Source organism: Allokutzneria oryzae, assembly GCF_042429765.1.
Taxonomy (GTDB): Bacteria; Actinomycetota; Actinomycetes; order Mycobacteriales; family Pseudonocardiaceae; genus Allokutzneria; species Allokutzneria oryzae.
The window spans coordinates 79,281-100,707 of the sequence record NZ_JBHLZU010000018.1 but is presented as its reverse complement, the minus strand read 5'-3'; the positions used below and the strand labels follow the sequence as shown (position 1 = coordinate 100,707).

The following is a 21,427-nucleotide window of genomic DNA, read 5'->3' as shown; positions in this document are numbered from 1 at the left end:
CCTGTGTCCAAGAACGGGAGGGCGCCCCTCATGTGAGGGGCGCCCTGTCCGATCAGCCCTGCGAGTACTCCTTGACGACCTGGTCCTTGTAGGTCTTGGCGACCTCGTCCATCGCCGCCTTCGCGGTCTTCTTGCCGGAGAGGACGTCGGCGTAGCCGATCTTCAGCGGGTCGAAGAGCTGGCCGCCCTCGGGGATCCAGGCGCGGGCGTGCGCCGACTTGATGGCCTCGGAGAAGCCGGTGACCACGGCCTGCGACTTGACGTCGGCGTTGTCGTAGACGGCCTTGCGGGTGGGCAGCAGGCCGAGCTCCTTGGCGATGGTGGTCTGGGACTCGACGCCGCTCATGCACTGGATGAACTTGATCGCGTTGTCCTTGGCCTTGGTGCCCTGGCGGATCACGTAGTTGTGCCCGCCGACCGGACCCGAGCCCTTGCCAGCGGCGGCGCCGGGGACCGGGGCGATGCCGAGGTTCGACGCGTCCTTGAACGCGTCGCTCTTGAGGATGTCCACCACGGCCCAGGGGCCGTCGATGATCATGGCGACCTGGCCGGAGGAGAACGCGGCCTTCATGTTGTTGTAGGAGTTGCTGGGGTCCTGCGCGGTCTGCGCGGCCTTCGCGTCCAGCAGCGCCTTCGCGGTCTCCACGCCCTTGACCGAGGCGGCGGAGTTCACGGTGATCTTCTTCGCGGAGGTGTCGACCAGGTCACCGCCGTCGCCGTAGATGAACGGCAGCGCGTAGTACGCGTCGTTGTTGATGAAGAGGGTCTTGTCGCCGAGCTTCGCGGCCGCGGCCTTGACCTCGTCCCATGTCTTCGGCGGCTGCACACCGGCGTCGGCCAGCATCTTCTTGTTGTAGAGCAGGCCGAGGGTGTCGGTGACCTGCGGAACGCCGTAGGTCTTGCCCTCGTAGGAGTTGGAGCCGACCGCCACGTCGAGGTAGTCCGCGCTGTCCTTGGCCAGGTCGGTCGCGGAGAGGTCCTGGATCAGGCCGTTCTTGGCGAACTCGGCGACCCAGGCGACCTCGGCGCGGAAGACGTCGGGGCCCTGCCCGCCCTGCGCGTTGGTCTTGTAGTTGCTGCGGGCCTGGTCGAAGGCGACCTGCTCGGGCTGCACCTGGTAGCCGCCCTTGGTGCCGCAGTCCTCGGCGAGCTTCTTGAACACCGAGTGCTCGTTGGGACCACTGGTGTCCCAGAAAACGATCTTGTTGGCGTTGCCGCCGGAGCCACCGCCGCAGGCGGTCAGGGCGAGCGCGCCGGCCGCGGTCAGCGCGGCGGCCCGGATGAGGTTCTTCGCGAGGGGTGTGCGTCGCATCGTTGCTGTCGTTCCCTCCGTGTACCTGCGCGTCCTGACGGCGGCAGGCGGGTCAGCTTCTGCAAGCTTTTGCGTTGAGGATGACGCGGATTTCATACCCGGAAGCCCTGTTTGGTCAAGAGTTGTCGCGTAACCAAGCCGTAACGGGCCAACATTCACTGCAACATTCTTCAGGGCATTGCAAAAACTTGCTGTGATCGGCAGGCTAGGCGCGTCAGGTCTGGGGACGCGGGCTAGGAAGCGGAGGGGCGCGTGGCGGGTCTTGCCGAGATCGCCAATGCCGCCGGCGTGAGCATCTCGACGGTGAGCCGGGTGCTGAACCGGCGCGCCGGTGTCAACGAGGCGACCAGGCGCCGGGTGCTGGAAGTGCTGGGGGAGCTGCCGTACAGCCCGCGCGGGCTGGGCGCCCTGCAGCGCACCGGCGTGATCGGCCTGCTGGTGCCGGAGCTGTCGAACCCGATCTTCCCGGCCTACGCGGAGGCGCTGGAGACGCGCGCCTCGCTCGCCGGGTACTCCTCGCTGCTGTGCAACACCCGCTCCGAGGGCTGGGCGCTGCGCGAGGAGGAGTACGTCCGGATGCTGCTCGCCCGTGGCGTCGAGGGCATGGTCTTCGTGTCCCCGGAGATAACGAACGTCGAAGCGGGCGGGGAGACCTACTACTCGCGGCTGCTGGCCGACGGGGTGCAGATGGTCTTCGTCAACGGCGGAGCCCCCGGGCTGGACGTCCCCGACGTGACCGTGGACGAACAGGTCGCGGGTTATCTCGCGACGCGGCACCTGGTGGAGCTGGGCCACAAGCGCATCGGCTTCGTGTGCGGACCGGCGAGGTCGCTGCCGACGCGGCTGAAGCGCGCGGGCTGGGCCGCTGCGTTGGAGGAGGCGGGGCTGAGCGCGGACGAGAACCTGGTCGCGCACGCCCCGTACGGTGCGGAAGGCGGCGCCGCGGCGATGGCGACGTTGCTGGACTCCGCTGCCGCCCCCACCGCGGTGATCTGCTCGTCGGACCACATGGCGCTCGGCGCGATGCGGGAGTCGCACCGGCGTGGCCTCACGGTGCCGACGCAGATGTCGATCGTGGGCTTCGACGACATCCCGCTGGCGGCCTACTGCACGCCCGCGTTGACCACGCTCGCCCAGCCGATCGCGGAGATGGCCCGCGCCGCGGTGGACGAGCTCGTCCAACGACTCACCCCGGGCGGCCGCCGGTCCTCGGGCACCTACAGCCGCGTCTTCCGCCCCCGCCTGGTCGTGCGCGAGTCCACCGCCCCACCCGCACCCTGACGCCATTCGCGGGCTTATGGACCTTCGCGAGCGCGCTCAGAGGTCCATAAGCCCGCGAATGGCTCAAGAGGTGGTGCGGCGGGGGGTGTCGTACTGGACGAGTTCGATGAGGAAGCCCGCCGCTCGGCCCAGGTAGAAGAAGGCGACCCGCATGCCTTCGCGGGCGCCCGCGCACGGCTCGGCGTCGAGCTGGACGAAGCCCTGCGAGCGCAGCCTGGTCATCTCCGCCGCGATGTCGTCGACCTCCAGCGCGATGTGGTACGCGCCGGGGCCCTTCTTGGCCAGCTGCGACTGCACCGAGGAGTCCTCGCGGGTCGGTGAGACCAGCTCCACCGCGACCTCGTCCGGCTTGCCGGACAGACCCCAGAACTCACAGGCGACGCCGTACTCATCCGCGGTGCCGGTCTCGCCCTGGGCCATGCCCAGGGCGGTCAGCAGCTTGCCCGCGGCCTCGGGGTCCTTGACCGCGACACCGACGTGGTCGATTCCGAGGATCAACTACTTCATCCCCGCGCTCACGGCCGCGGCCAGCTCGTCGACGGTCTTCGCCGAGTTGAACTCGCGCAGGTCGAGCTGCACGCCGTAGCGGCTCTCCACCTGGGACAGGATCTCCAGCGCGCCCATGCTGTCCCAGTTCTCGTGGTCACGGAGGGTCGGGTGGGCCTGGAGGTCCGCGCGCGGGATCTCCAGAACGTCCTCCAGGATGTCCAGAACCCCGTCGGTCACCGACTGCGTCTCCGCCATGACTTCGTCACTTCTCCTTGAGTTGGATCGAATCGGGGACGAGGTCGGCGGCGCCGTCCACGGCCAGCTCGTAGACCTTGGTCTCGTCCCGTTCGCCGACGAGCTCGAAGCCCGACTGCGACCACAGCTTCGCCGAGACCCCGTTGCGGGCCGACGGCGTGAAGTTCCCGCGCAGCGTCGGCACTCCGGCCTTCTTCGCCTGCCTGGCCAGCCAGCCGACCATGGCCTGCTCGACGCCCCTGCCGAGGACCCGGCAGCTCATCACGAGGTTGAGCACCTCCCACGCGTCCTCGGAGGTGCGCACCCACGCCGCGCCGACCATGCCCTCGTCGCCGAACCGGTCGGCAACCGAGCAGGACAGCACCACGTGGTCGGCGCTGTCCGCCATGGTGGTGGTCTCTGCCTGGTCGTAGCGCAGGCCGGTGAGGTTGAACTGGTTGGTGCGCGCGGCCATCTGCGCGATCCGGGGCACGTCGAACGGCGTGGCCTCGGCGATGGTCACCACGACCTCAAGGGCGCGCAGGTAGTCCTCGGCGGAACCGAAGCCCTCGGCGAAGGTGCCCCGCTCCGCGCGGGCCTTGTAGAGACCGGGCCGCTTGCGGTCGGTGTCGGTCAGCTCCAGCGTGTCGAACCAGCCGCCGCGCAACAGGTTCCGGACCAGGTAGGCAGGGTCGCCGTCGGCAGCGATGACCATGACTTCTGGCAGGGCCGCGGCGACCTCACCGCGCTCGAACCGCGAGTCGTCCATGAACACGAACGAGTTCGGCGACAGGCTCAGCTGCGCGGCCATCGCCTTGAGGTTGCCGGACTTCGGCGACCAGTTGACCGCGCTGGCGGAGAACATCTCCGGCCGCAGCAGCACCTCGGGGTGCTCGGTCAGCGCCGACTCGACGTGGTCGGCGTCGTTCTTGCTCGCCAGCGCCAGGATCACGCCCTGGTCGCGCAGCCGCAGCACGCTGCGCTGGAGCTCCTTGTAGGAGTTCCCGGGGTACAGCCCACCCAGCTCCACGCCGGCGGCGCCGACCTCGCCGAGGACCCCGCCCCACTGGGTGTTGTCGAGGTCGAGCGCGAGCACCTTGCGGGAGAGCCCGGTCTTGGCCTGGAGGAACCGCCGCACCTCGCGGGCGAGCACCAGCAGCGCGGCGTCGGTGTAGGGCAGGTCGGCGAAGCGCAGCAGCCGGTCGTCCTGCGCGGCGACGGCCTCGTCGGCGAGCGCGCTGACGAAGTCGGCGACGGCGATCGTCGAGTGCTCCTCGGCCAGCTCCAGGATCGCGGCGTTGAGCTGCGCCCAGCAGCGGCTGACCTTCGCCCGGCCCTGCCAGCTGACCAGGCCGTCGCGCACCACGGCTGGCAGCGGCACGGTGTGCGTGAGCACGGTCGTCTTGCCGCGCGTGACCACGTCGGCCAGCAGGCCGCGCAGTGCCTGGACGCGCTCGGTGATGAAGGAGGTCAGCGCGTCGACATCGCTGCCGCTCCAGTCCTTCGGCAGGAAGTAGGAGGAGTCCAGGGTGCAGAACAGCACGTCCTGGCCCGCGTCGAAGAGCGGGTCGTCCGACCGCGAGAGGGTCAGGTCGAACGAGGCGTAGTCGCCGACGGTGAACGTCGGCAGCATCCCTCCCGCGGCCAGTCCGGCGCGCAGGATGTGCTCAAGCGGGCCGACCGTGTAGGTGGCCAGCACCCCGACCTTCGGCGCGGTCAGCCCGGCGTCCTCCGCCGTTGCCGACCTGAGCGCCCTGCCGATCTTGCGGAAGGCCGCGGGGTCGTCGCTCTGGGCGAGAGCGGCCAGGTCCGTCCGGCTCAGGGGGCTCTTCGCCTTCGCCGCGGCCGTGAGGTTGGCGAGGAACCCGTCGGTCGCGTCCACCACGTTCTGATCCTCAATTCGCGTGCTCGGGGGTCTCGCGGTCCGGGCGAGTCTACCGAAACGGGTGAGGCGGTCCCGGGGCGATCCGACTGGTCAGGGCTCCATTGCGGGCGTGACAGTATGGCGCGCATGGCGAACCGCATTCACCCCACGGCGATCATCGGCGACGGTGTCGAGCTCGGCGAGGACAACGTCATCGGGCCACACGCGGTCATTCTCGGACCGACGCGGATCGGCGACGGGAACTGGATCGGGCCCGGCGCCGTCATCGGGACGCCGCCGGAGAACCGGGGCACCCCGCACGTGGTCGGCTGGGAGGGTGAGCAGGGCGAGTTCGGGGTCGTCATCGGCGACCGCAACCGGTTCCGGGAGCACATCTCGATCCACGGAGGGACCCACCGGGCGACGCGGGTCGGCGACGACTGCTTCTTCCTGGTCTACAGCCACATCGGGCACGACGTCCGGGTGGACGACAACGTGACCCTCGCGCCTTCGGCGCGGGTCGCCGGGCACAACCACGTGTGGTCCTACGCGAACATCGGCATGTCCGCGGCCGTGCACCAGCAGGTGGACATCGGGCCAGGAGCGATGATTGGGATGTCCGCCGCGGTGCGGAAGGTCGTCAAGCCGTTCACCACGTGCGTTGGCAACCCGGCCAAGGCCGTCGGCATCAACACCGTTGGCCTGTCCCGCCTCGGCTGTGACGAGGCGACCGTCGAGGCCGTGTCCGACTACCTGATGGGCGGGACCTCCGAGCTGCCCGCCGGAGTGCCCGAGGTCCTGGCTTCGTTGCTCAAGGAGTGGGCGGGCGCCTGAGCCCCTGCGGTGCGCGTGGCGCGGGCGCGTCACGCGCACCCGACCCGGTCCGGATCGCCTACCAAGCAGTACGGAGAGCGCTCTCTGCGGCGAAACGGGCAGCCCTGTCCCGGCAGGTGAACAGATGCGCAAATTGGTCTGAACCAATGACAGTGCAGTTCAGAGGCCTGACCAGCGGATTTGTTGACAAGAACACAGAGTGGTCACCTGGACTTCTCTCACTGGTTCTGAACCGTTACGGTCACGTCATGGCGCGGTCGATGAACACGCGGCGCCCCGCGACTTTGGCGTCACTCGCAGCGGAACTCGGGGTCTCGCGGACGACTGTGTCCAACGCGTACAACCGACCCGACCAGCTCTCACCTGAGCTGCGCCGCCGGGTGCTGGAGACCGCGCGGCGCCTGGGCTACCCCGGTCCCGACCCGGTGGCGAGGTCGCTGCGCACCCGCAAAGCGGGTGCCGTGGGGCTGCTGCTCACCGAGAACCTCTCCTACGCCTTCCGCGACCCGGCAGCCGTCGGGTTCCTCGAAGGTCTCTCGCTGGCCTGTGAGGAAGCCGGACAGGGCCTGCTGCTCGTCCCGGCCAACCCCGAGCGCGAGGACGTCGCCGCCGTGCACCGCGCGGGCGTCGACGGCTTCGTCGTCTACTCGGTGCCCGACGACGACCCGCACCTGGCCGCCGTGCTCGAACGGCCCGTGCCGACCGTGGTCTGCGACCAGCCCGACGTCGACTCCGTCGACCGCGTCGGCATCGACGACCGCGAGGCGATCGCCGGGGTCGCCAGGCACCTCATCGAGCTCGGGCACCGGCGGATCGGCGTGGTCTGCATGCGCCTCGCGCGCGACCGCAACGACGGGTTCGTGTCGCTGGAGCGGCAGCGCGACGCGCACTTCCACGTGCAGCGCGCCCGGCTCTCCGCGCTCGCCGACACCTTCGGCTCCGTCGGCGTGGACTGGGCGAGCGTCCCGGTCGTCGAGCGCTTCGACCACACCATCGCGTGCGGGGCCACCGCGGCCGCCCAGCTGCTGGACCGCGACCCCGAGCTGACCGCGATCATCTGCACCTCCGACATCCTCGGGCTCGGCGCCCTCAACGAGGCCCGCAGGCGCGGGCTGCGGGTGCCGCAGGACCTGACGGTCACCGGCTTCGACGGCATCACCGAGGCCGAGCGCGCCGGGCTCACCACGGTCCGCCAGCCCGTGCTGGAGAAGGGCAGGGCAGCCGGTCGACTGCTGATGGACAACGTCGACCCCGGCCGCCCGCGCACCGTCACCCTCGACACCGAGCTGGTCATCGGCTCCACCGCCGCCCCGCCGAAGCCCTCGGAGCAGTGGTACGGGCCCTGAGGGGTCAGCCGAAGGGGATCAGCGAGTCATCGGGCTCGTCGTCCGACGGCGGGTCCACCCTGGTGACCTTGCCGTTGTGGTCGACGACCGCGTTCCAGCCCCACGGCAGCTGCACGCGGTTGTCGCGGTTGGTCAGCTCCACGTCCTGCAGGCCGATCAGCTCGTCACCGATGGTCGCGTCGGCGAGCACCAGCGTGGCGATGGTGGACTCGTCGAAGAGCACGCCGTGGTGGAAGTTGGACCGCTGCATGTCCACGTACTTGGTCGCCTCGATGCCGAAGAACACCGGCGTGTCCCAGAACTCGGCCTCCACTGCCCGCAGCTCGCCGTGGAACTTGGCGCCGCTGAAGCTGATCGCGCCCCACACGTGGCACCGCCCGAGGTCGACGTCACCGCTGAACCGGCTGCCGTCGAAGGTGGCGTCCGCGTAGAGCTGGGCGTTGCGCAGGTTCAGCGCGCCGAGCCTGGCGTTCGGCAGCGACAGCGTGTCCAGCACCGCGCCGGTCAGGTCCAGGTCGCAGCCGGGCTCGTTGTGCAGCGCGTCGCCGATCAACCGTTGCGCGGCCATCCGGACCTGCCGTTCGCGGTCCAGCGCCGGGTCGTTGTCGAAGTCGCCCACGTCGAGCTCGTAGTCCGTCGGCACCTCGCTCTCGGAGTGGTAGCGGGTGCGCAGCGCCGAGTAGCGCGGGTGGTCGAAGGGCCTGCGCAGGTAGGAGCAGAGGATGTCCACGACGGTCTGGGTCCGGTGCGGGTGGCTGCGCGCGAGCCCGGCGAGCGCGTGCAGCGCCCCGACGCGGACCTGGTCGGCGTCGTGGCCGAGCAGCTCGATGGCGCGGGCGAAGCGCTCGTCCGCCGTCTTCTCGCGCTCGTGCTCGGTGCGCATCCGTTCGAGCTCCTGGCGCTGGTGCTCGATCCGCTGCCGGTCCTCCTCGATCACCTGCCGCGACTCGTCGGTGCGACGCCTGCGGTCGTTGAGCCACAACGCGTACAGCGCCACGATCGAGCCGGAGGCGAGCCCGCCGGTCTTCAGCGCCTCGGTGCGGTTGACGTAGGGATCGGTGGCGATCAGCCAGCCGACGACGAGGCACAGCGCCCCGGCCGCGCCGAGGATCGTGGTGGTCAGCATCGGTGCGTACTTGGCCGGGTTGGTCTCCGCCCGGCGGCGGTGCAGCACGAAGAAACCGATGGCCGCCACCAGGCACGCGGCGCCACCACCCGTCCACACCCACTGCTCCATACCGCGATTGTCGCGCGTGGACGGTCCAACACCGACAACGTTCACCTTGTTGCCCCACAACGAAAGGCCGCTCACCCCGGAAGGTGAACGGCCCTTCGTCCCGCGTTCGCTAGCGGTTCTTCTTGACCTTGGTGAAGGTCACCTTCTTCGGCGCGGCGGCCTTCGTGCCGCCGGGGGCCTGCGCCCGCCATTCGAGCGAGCCGACGTAGAGCTGGTCGTCGGCGTCGCGGAAGCTCAGCACCACCGTGTCGGGGCCGTAGCGGACCATGCTCAGCTCGGTCGCGGACGGCGCGCCGTTGTTCATCAGCTCCCACTCGGTGAAGCTGCCGTCCGAGAGCTGCTCGGCGAAGTACAGGTTGCCCGAGCCGTCCCTGGCGCCGATCGCGGGCACGCCGTTGGGGCTGGTGGTGGCCTGCGGTTCACCGACGAAGGTGCGACCAGGACCGACGATCTTCCATGTCGCGTCCCGGAACCCGCCCCAGGACGAGGTCCCGGTGATGACCCGGACCTGACCGTCCGCGCCGCGGGCGACGACGGACTGCCCGCCGCCCGGCTGCTCGATGATCGAGGCGCGGCCGGTGAACTTCACGTCCGAGGGCAACGGCTGCCAGTAGGTGCCGGTGTTCGGCACGTTCTCCGGCGCGATGTCGACGTACTGGAGGACACCGGTGCGGTCCAGCGCCACGAGCCTGCTGTCCCGCTGGGAACGCAGAACGGCGGGGGCGTCGGCGGTGAAGGTGGTTCCGGGGTGCGGGGCGAGCTTGCGCCACGGACCGAACGGGCCGTCCGGCCGGACCTGCGTGCGCTGCCAGAGGAGGCCGTCGCCGTCGAAGGCGAAGGCCGACAGCTGGTTGAGCTCGTTCCTGACCAGCGTCGGCGCACTGGCCATCCGGCCGCCGAACTCCTCGGCCCCCGTCCACTCCCCGGCGAGGCGGCCGGCGTAGACGTCGCTGCTGGTGTTGAGGGACAACAGGTTCAGCTCACCGTTGGCGCTCGGCGCGACGGTGGGCGTGCCCGAGGCCCCTCGGTGCCCCGGAGCCAGCTTGAACTCCAGCTCCAGGTTGTCCGGCCGGGTCTGGACCGCGTCGTAGACCTCGCGGTCGTGGCCGACGAACGTGTGGTGGATCCGCGAGTCCGCGGTCACGGTCAGCTGGGTGCGGGAGTTCGCCTTCCACGGCACCGACGGGCGCGGCGGCGCGAAGTCGGAGTTGAGGCGGCAGCCGTCGGTGGTCGCCGCGATGTCCGCCTCCGCCGTCCAGCCGGACACCAGGACCCTGCCGGAGCCCGCGGTGAGCTTGCCGTCGACGACCCGGTGCCACTTCAGCTCGCCGTTGGCGGTCATGCCGTAGATGACGTCGCCGCCGGGGGAGAACAGCCGGGTGAACTGCCCCCAGCCACCGCCGAGCGCGACACCGCTCTCCTGCAGCCAGCGCTGCGACGCGGCGTTGTACTGGTGCCGGAACAGCTGGCCCTGCTTGTCCCGTGCGTAGATCACGCCGTCGCCGGAGGCGAAGATCGCGTCGTAGCGGTCCCAGCCCGCCGCCAGCACCCGCGCCGGGGCCCACCTGCGGGTGCTCTCCTCGAAGCGGTGCCGGATCAGCTCGCCGCTCGGCTCGATCGTGTAGAGGTCGCCGTTGGCGTCGAAGGTCAGCCGGTTGCGGTACTCCGGGGTGACGAACTTCTTGATCCAGTCGCCGGTGGCGATCACGTCGTAGGTCTGCCCGGGCGGCGGCGCGTCCCAGCCGGTGCCGTTGTAGCGCCAGCGGTGGATCTCGCCGTCGGCGAGCACCGCGTAGACGCGGCCGTCCGCGCCCGTGATGGTGCGGCCGTACCAGTGCTGGCCGATCAGCTTGCCCCTGCTGGTCCAGTCGGCCGTGCCGTTCTCCGGGTCGGCGTGCAGGTTGTGCCAGAGCCCGCCGTTCGGGTCGACGCCGACGATCATGACGTCCTGGGCGCAGACGAGATCCGGGGCCGCCTTGGTCCTCGGCGCCGCGGTCGCGGTGCCGGAGAGCAGCAGCGTCGAGCCGACGGCAGCCGTCAGTGCGAGTGCGCGTAAACGCGCACTCGTGTTACCGAGTGTCATGTTTCCCCCATGCCAGGCCGGGCCTAAAGGCACCGGCGCCCCTGCCGATCCGCCTCACCAGACGGACCGTCGGGAGAGAATCTCTCCCGAAAAGCCGGTCCGGTCAATGCGCCGAATGCCTCAACATGGGGTGGTTTCAACCCACGCGACAAAGGGATCTTCCCTGGTGGGACGTGGTCGTGAAATAGGTGGACCGATACTGCCCACTAACGCGACCATGGCCTGTCGCTCTCCCGTGAGCGACAGGCCATGGTCAGGTTTTCCGGTGTTGCTTCGAGATTTCTCCTACTGCTTGGACAGCAGCTGGGCGCAGCGGATCAGCCCGATGTGGGAGTAGGCCTGCGGGTGGTTGCCCAGCGAGCGCTCCGCGATCGGGTCGTACTCCTCCGGCAGCAGCCCGGTCGGCCCGGCGCAGTCGACCATCTGCTGGAACAGTTCCTCGGCCTCGGTGCGGCGGCCGGTCAGCAGGTAGGACTCGATCATCCACGCCGCGCAGATGTGCCAGCCGCCCTCGGTGCCGGGAAGGCCGTCGTCGCGGTGGTAGCGGTAGACGGTGACCCCGGAGCGCAGCTCGGCCTCGGTTGCGGTGACGGTGGCCTGGAACCGCTCGTCCTGCGGGTCGATCAGCCCGGACAGTCCGATGTGGAGGGTCGCGGCGTCCAGGTCCGGTCCGTCGTACGCGGTCGCGTAGGACTGGACCTCCTCGTTCCAGCCGTGCTCCAGCACGTCGGCGCGGATGGTGTCGCGCAGCTCCGGCCAGCTCGCGTCCGCCGTGCGGCCGTAGGTCTCCGCCAGCTTGATCGCGCGGTCCAGCGTCACCCAGCACATGACCTTGGAGTACACGCGGTGCCGCGGCGCGGCGCGCTCCTCCCAGATGCCGTGGTCCGGCTCGTGCCAACGGCGGCTGACGGCCTCGGCCATGGCCTCGACCATGCGCCAGTCCTCGTCGGTGAGCTTGCCGCGAGCGTCGGTGACCATCGCGACGAGGTCCACGATCGGGCCGAACACGTCGAGCTGGACCTGCTGGTTGGCCAGGTTGCCCACCCGCACCGGACGCGAACCCGCGTAGCCGGGCAGCGTGTCGATGACCGCCTCAGGACCCAGGTGCGTGCCGTGCAGCGTGTACAGCGGGTGCAGCCGCTCCGGGCCCGGCAGCGTGGCGAGCACGCCGTGCACCCAGTTCAGGTACTTCTCGGCCTCCGCAGTGGAGCCCAGCGCGACGAGCGCCTGCGCGGACAGGGCGGCGTCGCGGATCCAGCAGTAGCGGTAGTCCCAGTTGCGGACACCGCCGATCTCCTCCGGCAGCGACGTCGTCGCCGCGGCCAGGAACGCGCCGGTCTCGTCGTGCTGCAAGCCCTTCAGCGTCAACGCGGACCGCGCCACCAGGTCGCGCTGGACCTCCGGCAGCTTCAGCCCCGCCAGCCAGTCCGACCAGTAGGCACCCGCACGGGCGCGGCGGTCGGCCTCGCTGACCTTCGCGGGGCTCAGATCGTCGCTGCCGCACCGGAGTTCGAGCACGATCGGCTGTTCCGGGGTGACCTCGACGACCGCGCGGGCGGACTCGTGCAGCCCGTCGGAGGTGATGGTCCACTCCACGCCGGGCGCGCGCAGCACCATCGGGTCGGAGGTGCCGAGCACGCGCAGGCCGTCCGCCTCGGCGGAGAGCCGGACCGGGACCTGGCCGAACTCCGGGCGCGGCGCGAAGTCGATCACCGCGCGGCTGGAGCCGGAGATCACCCGGACGATCTCGGTGCGGTGCTGCGGGGCGTAGTGGTCGAGGTAGTCGGTCACCAGCAGCTTCGACCACCGGGTCTCCACCGTCATGGTGCCCGGCAGGTAGCGCTGGCCGAGCGGAAGACCGTTGTGCTCCGGCTTGATGCCGAACACGCCGGCGGTCGGCCCGCCGAGCAGGTCGGCGAACACCGCGCCGGAGTCCGGCTCCGGGTGGCACAGCCAGGTGATCTTGGCGTCCGGGGTGAGCAGCGCGACGGAGCGCTCGTTGGCCAGCATCGAGATGCGCTCGATCGGCACGGCCTGCTCACCGTAGAGCCAGGTGCGCCGCTCCTCGACGAGGAAGGCCAGCGCCTTGGCGACGTCGGTGGTGTCGGCGATCTTGTGCGCCGCGAGGGTCTCGCCGTCGCCGACCTTGATGCCCAGGTCCGGGCCGGTCAGCCGGGCGAAGGCCTTCTCGTCGGTCACGTCGTCGCCGAGGAACACCGCCGCGGTCGCGCCGACCTGGTGCCGCAGCACGTCCAGCGCGTGGCCCTTGTCGGTCTGCACGACGGCCAGCTCGATCACGGCCTTGCCCTCGGTGACCTGGACGCCGTCCCAGGTGCACGGGCCACGGCGAACGGCGTCGAAGACGCGCTCGCCGGTCTCGGCCTCCGCGCGGCGCACGTGCACCGCGACACTGGCCGGCTTCAGCTCCAGGTGCACGCCTTCGGCACCGTCGATGAGCTGTTCCAGCTCGTTCTTGATCTTGGTGAGCAGCGTGCGGGCCGTGGCGTCCAGCGCGTGCACGAAACCGACGTCGAACTCGGAGCCGTGGCTGCCGACGAGGTGCACCTCGGAGGGCAGCCGGGACAGCGTGGCGAGGTCGCGCAGCGCGCGTCCGGAGATCACCGCGACGGTCGTGGACGACAGGGTGGCCAGTGACCGCAACGCGTTCACCGACTCGGGCAGTGGGCGGGCCTGCTCGGGATCGGCGACGATGGGAGCCATCGTTCCGTCGTAGTCACACGCGATCAGCAACCGGGGAGTGCGGGCCAGCTGCACGAGCGCGCGACGAAGCTCGGCGGGAAGGGCATCGGCGGTCAACGCCTGCTCCTACGGGGGCGTCGAAGGGGCAACGGAAATATGTGGAAAGTCGTTGTCCGACAACGTCTTTCTTTATGCGCTATGCGTTGTGCGTCTCTTGCGCGCCGAGTGCCTCAAGGAACGAGCGTGCCCAGCGGTCGACGTCGTGTGTGAGAACTTGGCGGCGTAGAGCGCGCATCCTACGGCGGCCCTCGGCCGGGTCGACGTCGAGGGCGGCCTGCAGCGCGTTCTTCACGCCGTCCAAATCGTGTGGATTGACGAGGAACGCACTGGTGAGCTCGGCGGCGGCGCCGGCGAACTCACTGAGTACGAGCGCACCCCCCAGGTCGTGTCGAGTGGCGACGTACTCCTTGCACACCAGGTTCATACCATCCCGGACCGGCGTCACCACCATCACGTCGGCGGCGCAGAAGTAGGCGACCAGCTCCTTGCGGTCGACCGACTGGTGCAGGTAGTGCACCGCGGGATGGCCGATCTTGCCGAACTGGCCGTTGATCCGGCCGACGAGGCCCTCGATGTCGTCGCGCATCTGCTGGTAGTGCTCGACCCGCTCGCGACTCGGCGTCGCCAGCTGGACCATGATCACGTCCTCCGGGTCGATGCGGCCCTCCGCCAGCATCTCCCCGAGCGCGTGCAGCCGGACGTCGATGCCCTTGGTGTAGTCCAGCCGGTCGACACCCAACATGATCTTCTTCGGGTTGCCGAGCTCGTTGCGGATCTCCTGCGACCGCTTCTGCACGTCCGGGTCGTGCGCAAGCGCGTCCAGCCCCGCGGAGTCGATGGAGATCGGGAAGGCCCCCACCCGCACCATCCGGTCCCCGTTGGGCACCACGCCCGGCCGGGTCCGCACGCCGACCGCGCCCCGGCTCGGCTCCAGCCCCAGCAGCCTGCGCGCCAGCCACAGGAAGTTCTGCGCGCCACCCGGCCGGTGGAACCCGACCAGGTCGGCGCCGAGCAGCCCCCGGATGATCTCCGTCCGCCACGGCAGCTGCTGGAACAGCTCCACCGGCGGGAACGGGATGTGCAGGAAGAACCCGATCCGCACGTCCGGCCTGCGCTCGCGCAGCATCGCGGGCACCAGCTGCAGCTGGTAGTCCTGGATCCACACCGTCGCCCCGGGCGCCGCGGCCTCCGCGGTGGCGTCGGCGAAGCGCCGGTTCACCCGGACGTATGCCTCCCACCAGTGCCGGTGGTAGACCGGCGGCGCCACGACATCGTGGTAGAGCGGCCACAGCGTGCCGTTGGAGAAACCCTCGTAGTAGTCGGCGACCTCCTTGGCCGACAACGGAACCGGGTGCAGGTGCACCCCGGTGTCCTCGAACGGCTCGACCTCGACGTCCGGCACGCCCGGCCAGCCGACCCACGCCCCGCTGCGGCTGCGCAGGAAGGGCTCCAGCGCCGAGACCAGCCCTCCGGGACTGCGCTTCCAGCGTTCTGTGCCGTCATCCAGCCGCTCCAGGTCGACCGGCAAGCGGTTGGCTACAACGATGAAATCGGCCTTCGACACTGGCGAGCTCGCCACCGGAAAACGCCTCCTCGGCTGCCTGGCTGGATGAGCGCGGAGATACAGGCGACCAAGGGGAGATTAGCCACATTCGACACACCCCACGCGCAGCCGTTATCGCCGTCACATTCCGTGAGGTCATCGGCGCCCGAGCGCGCGCCTTGAGGCTCCGATCGGCGGCTTGACCTGCGCCGAGTGCTGGCAGTGATCATCTCTAGGTCGGTTGTGCCGGGGGGCCGTCCCGGTCTGCACGCTCCATCGGTGTGCTTACGATGTGCACGGGTCACGCGACCCAAGCTGGTGTAGCTCAATTGGCAGAGCACCCGCCTTGTAAGCGGAAGGTTGCGGGTTCGAGTCCCGCCACCAGCTCTTGACTCGCTGTGTTCGTCGGCCGTTGGCCGACTTCCCGGTCTCCTCGTGTCTGCCCGGGGGCCGAGCCCCCGGAACCCCCACGGTGCGGGCTCCTCGCCTTCCGGCGTTGTGCCGTTGGGGCTTGACCAGCTTCCGTTCGTCGGGCTTGACCAGCTTCCGTTCGTCGGGCTTGACCAGCTTCCGTTCGTCGGGCTTGACCAGCTTCTGATCGTCGGGTCGTGGGGCCTGATCGGCTTCGGCTTTGGTCGGTCGTGGGTGTTGTGTGGGTTGTAAGCCTGCGGATGATGGGTGGGGGCTGGGCGCTTAAGCTCGGGGCAGCGATGCCGACCCGTGATGGGAGCTCCATGCCCTACCAGGCCGAACCCAGCCGCTACGACCGCATGACCTACCGCAGGTGCGGACGCAGTGGACTGGACCTGCCCGCCGTCTCGCTGGGGCTGTGGCAGAACTTCGGCGCCGACCGGGGCTACGAGGGCGGGCGCGAGATCGTGCTGCGCGCCTTCGACTGGGGCGTGACCCACTTCGACCTCGCCAACAACTACGGCCCGCCGTACGGCTCCGCCGAGGAGAACTTCGGCCGGATGCTCGCCACCGACCTGCGCGGCTACCGCGACGAGCTGGTGATCTCCACCAAGGCGGGCTACGACATGTGGCCCGGCCCGTACGGCAACGGCGGCTCGCGCAAGTACCTGCTCAGCTCGCTGGACGCCTCGCTCGGCCGGATGGGCCTGGACTACGTCGACATCTTCTACTCGCACCGCTTCGACCCGGACACGCCGCTGGAGGAGACCATGGGCGCGCTCGCGTCCGCGGTCACCCAGGGCAAGGCACTCTACGTCGGCATCTCGTCGTACTCGCCCGCCAAGACCCGCGAGGCGCACGCCATCCTGCGTGAGCTCGGCGTGCCGGTGCTGATCCACCAGCCGTCCTACTCGATGCTCAACCGCTGGATCGAGGCCGAGCTGCTGGACACCCTCGGTGAGCTGGGGATCGGCTGCATCGCGTTCTCGCCGCTGGGGCAGGGCATGCTGACCGACCGCTACCTCGACGGCGTTCCCGAGGGCTCGCGCGCCAGCCTGGCGGGCTCGCTGCGGCCCGAGCACCTCAGCGAGGAGAACCTGGCACGGGTGCGGGCGCTCAACGAGATCGCGGCCGCGCGCGGGCAGAGCCTGGCCCAGCTCGCGTTGTCGTGGGCGCTGCGTGATGACCGGGTCACCTCGGTGCTGATCGGCGCGAGCTCGGTGCGGCAGCTGGAGCAGAACCTCACCTCGCTGGACCGCCTCGACCTCTCCGCTGACGAGCTGACCGAGATCGACAAGCACGCCGTCGAGTCGGGCATCGACCTCTGGGCGACCTCGCGCACCTCCGACTGAGCGCCTCTAACAGAGGCTCTCACGCGAGGGCAAGCGTTACGTAGTCCTTGTCACGCATGTTTTTGTGAATGCGCAGGTAAGCGCGATCCGTGATCATGCCGGGCTGGCGTGAAATAATTACTCTGTTACGTTCACATGACATGGCAGAAGTCCGCCAGCAACTCCTACGGATCGATCAGCCGACGCTTGTCGACGGTGCCGCCATGTGGCGCATCGCGCGCGATTCCGGAACCCTCGACCTCAATGCTCCCTACGCTTACCTGCTGTGGTGCAGAGATTTTTCACAAACTTCCGCGGTAGCACGTTTCGACTCCGGTGGAAGTGGGTATGAAAACGGGGTTGGCGGGTTCGTGACCGGTTACCTGCGTCCCGACGCGCCCGACACCCTGATGATCTGGCAGGTCGCCGTCGACGCCGCCCACCGTGGCAAGGGAGTGGCATCCGCGCTGCTCCAGGTCGTGGTGGACCGTGCGATCGAGCAGGGGGCGCGGTGGTTGGAAACCACCATCACCTCCGACAACCGCGCCTCGATCTCCCTGTTCTCCGCACTCGCGCAGTCCAGAGGGGCACGGTTGTCAGTCGGTGGGCTCTTCGGTGACGAGCTGTTCGCCGACTCCCATATCGCAGAGGATCTCTACCGGATAGGTCCTTTCGTCTAGTCAATCTCCTCCACAAGTATCCCGAGTCCGCTGACGGATGATCGGACGGTTTCGCATGGACATTTTCGAGTCGCTTGAGTCAGAAGTGCGGTCGTATTGCCGTGGTTGGCCGACGGTATTCGACAACGCCTCCGGCAGTCATATGACGGACGAAGACGGCAAGACCTACCTCGACTTCTTCGCCGGTGCCGGGGCGCTCAACTACGGGCACAACCCGCCCGCGCTGAAGCGCGAGCTCCTCGACTACCTCCAGCGCGACGGCGTCACCCACGGGCTGGACATGAGCACCACCGCCAAGCGGCGGTTCCTGGAGTCCTTCCAGCGTCGCGTGCTCGCGCCGAGGGGCCTGGACTACAAGGTGCAGTTCCCCGGGCCGACCGGGGCGAACTCGGTGGAGTCCGCGCTGAAGCTGGCCCGCAAGGTCACCGGCCGCGAACCGGTCATCAGCTTCACCAACGCCTTCCACGGCATGACCCTCGGGGCGCTGGCGGTCACCGGCAACGCGATGAAGCGCGGCGGTGCCGGAGTGCCGCTGGCGCACACCATGCCGATGCCCTACGACAACTACTTCGACGGGCGGGTGCCGGACTTCCTGTGGTTCGAGCGCCTGCTGCAGGACAGCGGCAGCGGCCTCGACGAGCCCGCCGCGGTGATCGTGGAGACGGTGCAGGGCGAGGGCGGCATCAACGTCGCGCGCCCGGAGTGGCTGAGAGGCCTCGCCGAGCTGTGCCAGCGGCACGGCATGCTGCTGATCGTCGACGACGTGCAGATGGGCTGCGGCCGGACCGGCCCGTTCTTCAGCTTCGAGGAGGCCGGGATCACCCCGGACATCGTCTGCCTGTCGAAGTCGATCAGCGGCTACGGACTGCCCCTGTCGCTCACCCTGATCAAGCCCGAGCACGACGTCTGGGAGCCGGGCGAGCACAACGGCACCTTCCGCGGCAACAACCCCGCCTTCGTCACCGCGACGGCCGCGCTGGAGAACTACTGGGCCGACGACGCGCTGGAGCGGTCCACCCTCGCCAAGGGCGCGTGGATCAACCAGGAGCTGACCGCCCTCGCCGCCTCCGGCGAGGGGATGTCGGTGCGCGGCAGAGGGCTCGCGCAGGGGCTGGCCTTCGAGCAGCCCGACCGCGCCGGCAAGGCGTGCCGCGCCGCGTTCGACCGCGGCCTGCTCGTGGAGACCTCCGGTCCGGAGAGCGAGGTCGCCAAGCTGATGCCCGCGCTGACCATCACCGACGCCGAGCTCGAACAGGGGCTGGCCCTGTTCGCCGATGCCGTGAGGAGCTGCCAGTGATCGTCCGTTCCCTCTCCGACGTCGAGAACACCGAGTACGACGTCCGCGCCGAGACATGGCGCAGCAGGCGGATCATCCTCGCCAAGGAGGGCGTCGGGTTCTCCGTGCACGACACCGTCCTCTACGCGGGAACCGAGACCGCCATGTGGTACGCGAACCACGTCGAGGCCGTGTACTGCATCGAGGGCGAGGGCGAGCTCATCAACGACGAGACCGGTGAGGTGCACCCGATCTCGCCGGGCACGCTCTACCTGCTCGACGGCCACGAGAAGCACCGCCTCCGTTGCAAGACCGACGTGCGCACGGTCTGCGTGTTCAACCCACCGGTGACCGGCAGGGAGGTGCACGACGAACACGGGGTCTACCCGCTGTTGACCGAGTCCGCATGACACGACGCGAGGAGCGTGAGATGACCACCTTCGACACCTTGGCCGACACCACCGTCGAGGACAGGTACCCGACCCGCTGCAAGAACTACCCGATGATGCTGCGCAGGCCGGACCCTGTTGTGTGGCCCGCGGAGTCCGGCGCGACGAGCACCGGTCCGATCGACGCGGACACCGTCTCCGACTACGACGCCAAGGGCTTCCTGACCGTCGACTCGCTGCTCTCCTCGGAGGAGGTGGCGCGCTACCGGGACGAGCTGGACCGGCTGGCGAGCGACCCCGCGGTCAAGTCCGACGAGCGCACGGTGGTGGAGAAGACCTCCCAAGAGGTCCGGTCGATCTTCGAGGTGCACCGGATCAGCCCGGCCATCGCGGAGCTGGTGCGCGACCCCAGGGTCGTCGACCGCGCGCGGCAGCTGCTGGGCTCCGACGTCTACGTGCACCAGAGCCGGATCAACTACAAGCCGGGCTTCAAGGGCGGCTCGTTCTACTGGCACTCCGACTTCGAGACCTGGCACGCCGAGGACGGCATGCCCGCGATGCGCGCGGTCAGCATCTCCATCGCGCTCACCGACAACCACCCGTTCAACGGCGGCCTGATGATCATGCCGGGCTCGCACCGCACGTTCGTCAGCTGCGTCGGTGAGACCCCCAACGACCACTACAAGGAGTCGTTGCGGGAACAGGAGATCGGCACGCCGGACAACGACAGCCTCACCGTCCTGGCCGGCCGCTACGGCATCGAGCAGTTCACCGGCCCAGCGGGTTCGGCGGTGATGTTCGACTCGAACTGCATGCACGGCTCCAACGGAAACATCACGCCGTTCCCGCGCTCCAACATCTTCGTGGTGTTCAACAGCGTCGAGAACACGCTCGTCGAACCGTTCGCCGCACCGCAGCCGCGGCCGCCGTTCATCGCGAGCAGGGACTTCACCCCGGTCGGGAACGGGTGAGGAAGGTGGTGGCGGACCATCACACGGGGTCGATGGTCCGCCTCCACCGACACAGCACTGGAGGGCCGTCATGGGGATGGACGGCCCTCCAGCACTCCCCGAGCGAGGGTCTGGACATCAGTAGGGCGGGACGTTGTTGCCGTTCATGGCGGGGTTCACCATGGGCTGCTGCTCCTCGTGCCTGCGCTCCTCGAACTGCGCGCTGGTCTCCTGGGTGAGCCGCTGCGAACTCTGCCGCTCCCGGATGTTGCCGAGCACCGACAACGTCACAGCGTGCGCGGCCCCGAGCAGCAGCAGGATGATGCCGAGCTTGGTCACGACCTGCTGCACGGGGCCATCGACCGGGATGTCGACCGTCGAGATCAGCATCAGTACGCCCAGCGTCACGATGTGGAAGAGCACGCCGATCATGCGGCCCATCGAGCTCGCGGCGCCCTCGTCGGAGTGCGCGGACCGGAGGTAGGTCCGGCCGGCGCGCATGATCAGCTGGCCGTCCGCGGCGACCAGGATGGCGCCGAGTACGAGAAACGCGATGTAGGCGCTGAGGTTTTCTTCCATCGACCTCCGCCTTTCGTCGCGCTGACTGCGATCAGCCGGGGAGTACCCCCTCCTGGCGGAGGGGAAACCTCAGCGCACGCCGTCCAGCAGGCCGTGCAGCCGCTCGACCAGAACTCCAGGACTGCCTGGCACAGCGTGAATCCAGCTCTGTCCACTGTGGTCAGTGCTGGTGTAGGTGACCCAACGCCCGTCCACGGTGTCGACATAGCTGAGCGTCCCCGCGCTGCGGCGACGCGTTCCCGACCCGACCCGCCGTGCCGCGACGAGCTGGCCGCCGCCGAGCCGGGGCCGCGCCATCAGCGCCCGCAGCGCATGCACCTCAGGATCCTCCTTCGGCCTGGCGAGCCCGGTGAACTCGTCCGAGTCCGGCTCTGGGCGCTCTCCGTCGAAGTCCGCCTCGCGCACGCTGATCGAGCGGTTCCGTCCCACCGTCGCGACCGGCAACTGCATGCAGACGCACTGCGCCAAGTCCTTGGTGGGCAGGGGAGAGATCTGCACCGTCTCGGCATTCCGGCTCACCACAACACCATCCTCCTCGGCTGTCGCCGCGAGGACGCTGATGTTGGCCGTGCGCAAGGAAAACCATCCGTAGATCTCGGTGTCGGGCCGCGCCACCACCCGCATCGCGCTGAGCAGCCAAGGGGCCAGGCGCCGTTGTCTCGCCAACCCGCGCTGCGACAGCTCCGCCCAGGCGCGCTCATCGGCCGCATGGCGCGCCTCGTCGCTGAGCCACAGCGGTTGGCTGCCAAGGACATTGTGCGGTTCGTCAACCCCGTGCCAGCGCAGCGCGGTGATCAGGCTGTCCAGGGACACGGTCATGTGCGCCAC

At 69.2% G+C, this 21,427-nt stretch carries 18 protein-coding genes and 1 tRNA gene; 9 read left to right on the top strand and 10 right to left on the bottom strand.

The annotated features are described in order from the left end of the window. Positions 1–52 precede the first annotated feature (52 nt). The gene (locus ACFFQA_RS19560) at positions 53–1,312 is read right to left on the bottom strand and encodes an extracellular solute-binding protein (protein WP_377853958.1); all 1,260 of its coding nucleotides are present in this window, start codon (positions 1,310–1,312) and stop codon (positions 53–55) included. Between the two features lie 252 nt (positions 1,313–1,564). Between ACFFQA_RS19560 and ACFFQA_RS19555 the strand changes: the two genes are divergently transcribed. Next, complete coding sequence (locus ACFFQA_RS19555) at positions 1,565–2,593, top strand: LacI family DNA-binding transcriptional regulator (protein WP_377853955.1); 1,029 nt, start codon at positions 1,565–1,567, stop codon at positions 2,591–2,593. A 63-nt stretch (positions 2,594–2,656) separates the two neighbouring features. On the opposite strand, the gene ACFFQA_RS19550 is transcribed toward ACFFQA_RS19555, so the two are convergent. Genes ACFFQA_RS19550 through ACFFQA_RS19540 form a run of 3 tightly spaced genes read right to left on the bottom strand, consistent with a single transcriptional unit; the run spans position 2,657 to position 5,201 of the window. Beyond that, entirely contained in the window at positions 2,657–3,091 is a 435-nt protein-coding gene (locus ACFFQA_RS19550; RefSeq protein WP_377853952.1) for a VOC family protein, read from the bottom strand. Next, positions 3,092–3,337 carry an acyl carrier protein gene (locus ACFFQA_RS19545; protein ID WP_377853949.1) on the bottom strand — a complete coding sequence of 82 codons (246 nt, stop codon included), beginning with the start codon at positions 3,335–3,337 and terminating at the stop codon, positions 3,092–3,094. A 7-nt stretch (positions 3,338–3,344) separates the two neighbouring features. Then, positions 3,345–5,201: an HAD-IIIC family phosphatase gene (locus tag ACFFQA_RS19540; protein ID WP_377853946.1), complete on the bottom strand. Its 1,857-nt coding sequence runs from the start codon at positions 5,199–5,201 to the stop codon at positions 3,345–3,347. A gap of 126 nt (positions 5,202–5,327) precedes the next feature. Here ACFFQA_RS19540 and ACFFQA_RS19535 point away from each other — a divergent pair, with 126 nt between their 5' ends. Together ACFFQA_RS19535 and ACFFQA_RS19530 are read left to right on the top strand one after the other, a co-directional pair. Next, positions 5,328–6,014 (top strand): UDP-N-acetylglucosamine acyltransferase, encoded by a 687-nt coding sequence (locus ACFFQA_RS19535; protein WP_377853944.1) that lies wholly within the window; start codon positions 5,328–5,330, stop codon positions 6,012–6,014. Positions 6,015–6,262: 248 nt separating this feature from the next. Next, the gene (locus ACFFQA_RS19530; protein WP_377853941.1) at positions 6,263–7,360 is read left to right on the top strand and encodes a LacI family DNA-binding transcriptional regulator; all 1,098 of its coding nucleotides are present in this window, start codon (positions 6,263–6,265) and stop codon (positions 7,358–7,360) included. Between the two features lie 4 nt (positions 7,361–7,364). Here the strand turns inward: ACFFQA_RS19530 and ACFFQA_RS19525 are convergent, their stop codons facing one another. From ACFFQA_RS19525 to ACFFQA_RS19510, 4 genes are all read right to left on the bottom strand, one after another. Continuing rightward, on the bottom strand, positions 7,365–8,597 hold the full coding sequence (locus ACFFQA_RS19525) for a hypothetical protein (RefSeq protein WP_377853938.1): 1,233 nt from the start codon (positions 8,595–8,597) through the stop codon (positions 7,365–7,367). 109 nt (positions 8,598–8,706) lie between these two features. After that, on the bottom strand, positions 8,707–10,680 hold the full coding sequence (locus tag ACFFQA_RS19520) for a tachylectin-related carbohydrate-binding protein (RefSeq protein ID WP_377853935.1): 1,974 nt from the start codon (positions 10,678–10,680) through the stop codon (positions 8,707–8,709). Between the two features lie 285 nt (positions 10,681–10,965). Continuing rightward, positions 10,966–13,497 (bottom strand): trehalose-phosphatase, encoded by a 2,532-nt coding sequence (gene otsB / locus ACFFQA_RS19515; RefSeq protein ID WP_377853932.1) that lies wholly within the window; start codon positions 13,495–13,497, stop codon positions 10,966–10,968. Between the two features lie 79 nt (positions 13,498–13,576). Continuing rightward, positions 13,577–15,019 carry an alpha,alpha-trehalose-phosphate synthase (UDP-forming) gene (locus ACFFQA_RS19510; protein WP_377853929.1) on the bottom strand — a complete coding sequence of 481 codons (1,443 nt, stop codon included), beginning with the start codon at positions 15,017–15,019 and terminating at the stop codon, positions 13,577–13,579. Between the two features lie 278 nt (positions 15,020–15,297). On the opposite strand from ACFFQA_RS19510, the gene ACFFQA_RS19505 reads away from it, so the two are divergent. The 6 genes from ACFFQA_RS19505 to thpD all read left to right on the top strand — a co-directional run bounded on the left by ACFFQA_RS19505 (position 15,298) and on the right by thpD (position 20,041). Continuing rightward, a tRNA-Thr gene (locus ACFFQA_RS19505) sits at positions 15,298–15,370 on the top strand. 347 nt (positions 15,371–15,717) lie between these two features. After that, complete coding sequence (gene mgrA, locus ACFFQA_RS19500) at positions 15,718–16,746, top strand: L-glyceraldehyde 3-phosphate reductase (protein ID WP_377853926.1); 1,029 nt, start codon at positions 15,718–15,720, stop codon at positions 16,744–16,746. Positions 16,747–16,886: 140 nt separating this feature from the next. Next, positions 16,887–17,405 (top strand): diaminobutyrate acetyltransferase, encoded by a 519-nt coding sequence (gene ectA / locus ACFFQA_RS19495; RefSeq protein ID WP_377853923.1) that lies wholly within the window; start codon positions 16,887–16,889, stop codon positions 17,403–17,405. A 55-nt stretch (positions 17,406–17,460) separates the two neighbouring features. Beyond that, positions 17,461–18,702, top strand: a complete 1,242-nt coding sequence (ectB, locus tag ACFFQA_RS19490) for a diaminobutyrate--2-oxoglutarate transaminase (RefSeq protein ID WP_377853920.1) — start codon at positions 17,461–17,463, stop codon at positions 18,700–18,702. Next, positions 18,699–19,091: an ectoine synthase gene (locus tag ACFFQA_RS19485; protein WP_377853917.1), complete on the top strand. Its 393-nt coding sequence runs from the start codon at positions 18,699–18,701 to the stop codon at positions 19,089–19,091. The genes ectB and ACFFQA_RS19485 overlap by 4 nt, the downstream gene beginning before the upstream one ends. A gap of 20 nt (positions 19,092–19,111) precedes the next feature. Next, positions 19,112–20,041 (top strand): ectoine hydroxylase, encoded by a 930-nt coding sequence (gene thpD, locus ACFFQA_RS19480; RefSeq protein WP_377853914.1) that lies wholly within the window; start codon positions 19,112–19,114, stop codon positions 20,039–20,041. A 117-nt stretch (positions 20,042–20,158) separates the two neighbouring features. On the opposite strand, the gene ACFFQA_RS19475 is transcribed toward thpD, so the two are convergent. Both ACFFQA_RS19475 and ACFFQA_RS19470 read right to left on the bottom strand, forming a co-directional pair. After that, positions 20,159–20,599, bottom strand: a complete 441-nt coding sequence (locus ACFFQA_RS19475) for a hypothetical protein (protein WP_377853911.1) — start codon at positions 20,597–20,599, stop codon at positions 20,159–20,161. Between the two features lie 69 nt (positions 20,600–20,668). Beyond that, positions 20,669–21,418: an ESX secretion-associated protein EspG gene (locus ACFFQA_RS19470; RefSeq protein WP_377853908.1), complete on the bottom strand. Its 750-nt coding sequence runs from the start codon at positions 21,416–21,418 to the stop codon at positions 20,669–20,671. Between the last annotated feature and the right edge of the window lie 9 nt (positions 21,419–21,427).